Origin of the sequence: Rhizobium altiplani (assembly GCF_001542405.1) — a bacterium.
Taxonomy (GTDB): domain Bacteria; phylum Pseudomonadota; class Alphaproteobacteria; order Rhizobiales; family Rhizobiaceae; genus Rhizobium; species Rhizobium altiplani.
On record NZ_LNCD01000006.1, the window covers coordinates 1 to 3,107 of the forward strand.

Annotated in this window: 3 protein-coding genes; 1 reads left to right on the forward strand and 2 read right to left on the reverse strand. The window is 57.7% G+C overall.

Annotated features, from left to right (window positions below; all coding sequences use genetic code 11):
- Positions 1-652: methyl-accepting chemotaxis protein (locus AS026_RS01830; RefSeq protein ID WP_131815265.1), on the forward strand; the 652-nt coding region annotated here is incomplete at its 5' end.
- Between the two features lie 168 nt (positions 653-820).
- Here the strand turns inward: AS026_RS01830 and AS026_RS01835 are convergent.
- Both AS026_RS01835 and AS026_RS01840 read right to left on the reverse strand, forming a co-directional pair.
- Entirely contained in the window at positions 821-1,330 is a 510-nt protein-coding gene (locus tag AS026_RS01835) for an NUDIX hydrolase (RefSeq protein ID WP_063805891.1), read from the reverse strand.
- Positions 1,331-1,544: 214 nt separating this feature from the next.
- A partial coding sequence (locus tag AS026_RS01840; RefSeq protein WP_062368488.1) for a DNA/RNA non-specific endonuclease occupies positions 1,545-3,107 on the reverse strand: 1,563 nt, incomplete at its 5' end.

Consider the following 3,107-nt stretch of genomic DNA (forward strand, 5'->3'; position numbering starts at 1 on the left):
GCATCCGATCTACGGCATCGTTCATGTTCCGTTCGACCTTAGCGTACTATTTCGGACTGCTCTTGTTCTGACCCCGTCTACTGCCGTCGTCGGTAATGCCACCGCGGCGATGGGGCGAATCGAAGTTGCCTCCAGCCGCATCGGCAACATCATCGAAGTTATTGACGACATCGCCTTCCAGATCAATCTGCTGGCGCTCAACGCGGGCATCGAAGCGGCGCGTGCCGGCCAGGCCGGCAAGGGCTTCGCCGTCGTCGCGCAGGAAGTGCGCGAACTTGCGCAGCGTTCCGCTGGAGCCGCCAGGGAGATCGCCACGCTGATCGGGAATTCCACCGCCGAAGTTGCCACCGGCGCCGGTCTGGTCTCCGAAACCGGGGGCGCGTTGCTGGATATTTCCGAGCACATCGTCGGCATTTCAGCCCAGATCGAGGTGATCGCTCTGTCGAGCCAGGAGCAGGCATCCTCGATCGCCGAGGTCAATGTTGCGATAACGCGCCTCGACCAACTGACGCAAAGCAATGCTACCATGGCCGAGGAGACTGAAGCCGCGAGCTGGACTTTGTCGGGCGAAGCCGATCATCTGATGGATCTCGTCGACCGGTTCGACCTGGGCAACAACAGTGGCCCGGCGGAAAGAATGAAGGCGGCCTAGAAGGCTAAAATCGCTCCAACTCGCGGAACTTAGTCGGTGGTTCGCGACCGTGACAGGCAAACGTGCTGAATTAGAACCCACCATTGCCTGCCCATGCCGTCAACGAATGAAATCTTTGCGCCGCGCGCTCGATTGCGCTTTCGAAGGACCCAGCCGGCACAAGCCCCTTCACTTAGCGGAGATCAGGAAAGAACTTTCGCGGATTTGCGGTCTCATACGGCCCCGTGACCAAAACAGAAGATCCCGAAGCTTCGGGTGCGAAACTTCTTTGGCCGCCGTTTCAAGCAACGCCCATTTCAGTCTTCGGGTTTGCTTTTCCGGGAAGTCTGAGAGTGTTTCCGTCACTTCGAGCAAGTGTACCTTGATGTGGTAGGATAGATCGTCGCCCGCTTTGCGGTAGAAGAACGAACCTAGCGTCTCAGTCGACACGGTGCCTCGTACACCTGCCTCTTCCATCGCTTCTCGCGCGGCGGCAACACTGGGGGTTTCCCCTGCTTCGATACATCCTTTCGGGATGCCCCAGCTGCCATTTCGACGGCTGGCGACAAGCAGTACCTCGATGGCGCTATTCTCAGATGTTCGATAGCAGATCGCACCCGCTTGTTCGATAGGCGTGCGCCAAGATACGGCATCTTCCGGGCGGGCAAAACGGCTTGACGACGATCGTGCCTCTCCCATGTCCCGTGCCCCTGATCCAAGATTGTCGTGGCTATCGTTGCAGGCTTGCCGCTGTTTATGACCGTTCTATGACATACGATCGCGAGCGTGAACAGAGAACATCAGTTGAAAAGCATCTCTTTCATACCAACCTGCGCCGCCTGTTGCGACATTCGTTTTTGGTCAGCCGAGCAGTCACGATCGCGAACACGCATGTGAGGAGCGTCGATCAGGATCAGATTATGACGTCATTGATATCGCTGATCCAGCGGGTTTGGCGGGTCGATTCCAGCGTCCCTTGCGCATCGAAAGGGCGGACCGCGGAAAAATCGAGTTCCGTCTCTTCTTCAATGGCGGCGACGGTCGTCTGGATCCGACGCTTGCGCATCTGATCGACAGTGTAAGGTTTCAACCCTGAAAACACCTTCGCCTCATAAAGCGCCTGCACATACTGGGTTTGCCCGACAATGAAGGCTGCGGCCGCAACCTTGGTGGGGGATTTCTGAAGGACTGCGATCTTCCAGAAAGACAGTGGGATTTTCCAGGGACCTCCGTTTCGGCCCTTGCCATAGAGGGGATCGTCTTCCCGAAAAATCGGCCCGGTAAAAATGGTCAACCGCTTATCTGTGCTTTGGGCTTTGTCGAGCAGGTAGTCTTCCAGGTTGCCCCAGTCGATGTCATTGTAGGTTTGAACCTGTGGGGCCGCGTTGGTGTAGTGAAACGTATCCTCTGCACCCAATTGGGACTCGACCAGCGCTTGGTCCTCATCCGCTAAGCCGCTCCAGCAAGGATCAAGCAGCCGAACCTGGTGCCCGCGGCTAAATTGCACCGGATCTTTTCCCTTGTTCTTTTCGTAGAATTCTCCATCCGGCTGGTATTCGGCCGCGATACGCGCATCGCGCCGCCACGTGTCCTTCCGCGGACCGGGATGGACCAGCTTGTTGCCGTCGATATTGACGGCGGTCAGCAGCGGAAACTTCCTGTCTGCACGGATTACAGACGTGAAGTGGTGATAAGCAAGTTCGTGACCGGACCCATCCAGCAGCGGCGCAATCTGTTCTTGCGCGAGCCACGGTGCGTAAATGTCGGGAAGGTCGATCCGGGTGGTGAGAAAGAGTGGATCATAGCCGGTGACGCCGGCCCAACGCTTGAGCGCGAGAGGCTTTCGGTCCGCCTCGAGAAGAGCTTCGCCCTGGATGCCGCCTTGAGACAGGGACGGCAGCCCAAGCGAGGTATCAAGCCGGTCCAACACAAGGCCCGCCTGCGGCTGTTCAAAGCGCTGTCTTTCGAGCAGGCCAAAAATTGCACTAATGCGGACACCTTCATTGGCGATCCAGACAGTTTTGTTCTCAGGCCTTCCGGGCTTCTTCGGCTCAGGGACTGCCTTGTGGTGCAGGGCCAGGACCTGCCATTGGTCGTTCAGCACCGGGGCGCCGGATGAGCCCGGCTCCGTATCCGTCGAATAGTGGATGAAATGATCAAGGTTGACGTCGGGGGCCGCGTCCTGATCAAGAATAATGATCTGGCTTGCTCGTATAGCAATCTGTTTCGGCTCGCTGTTCGGGTGCTGGATGATCGTCACCCACTCGCCATCGATCGCCTTGCCGGAAAGCGGGATCAGCGGCAGCCGGCCATAACGGTCGATCGGTACGCCCTCATCCGACAATGGCGTGACCGCGACAAACGTGATGTCGAGCTCAGCGTTGGTGTAAAAGATCTCGTGCGGACGCAGATTGAACCTGACGCCTTCGCGAAGAACCCCATCGATATCGTGCTCATAACCGAATTCGGCTTCGCA

Coding starts and splice junctions, on each gene's coding strand:
- AS026_RS01835 (WP_063805891.1), bottom strand. CDS start 1,330: ATGGGAGAGGCACGATCGTCGTCAAGCCGTTTTGCCCGCCCGGAAGAT.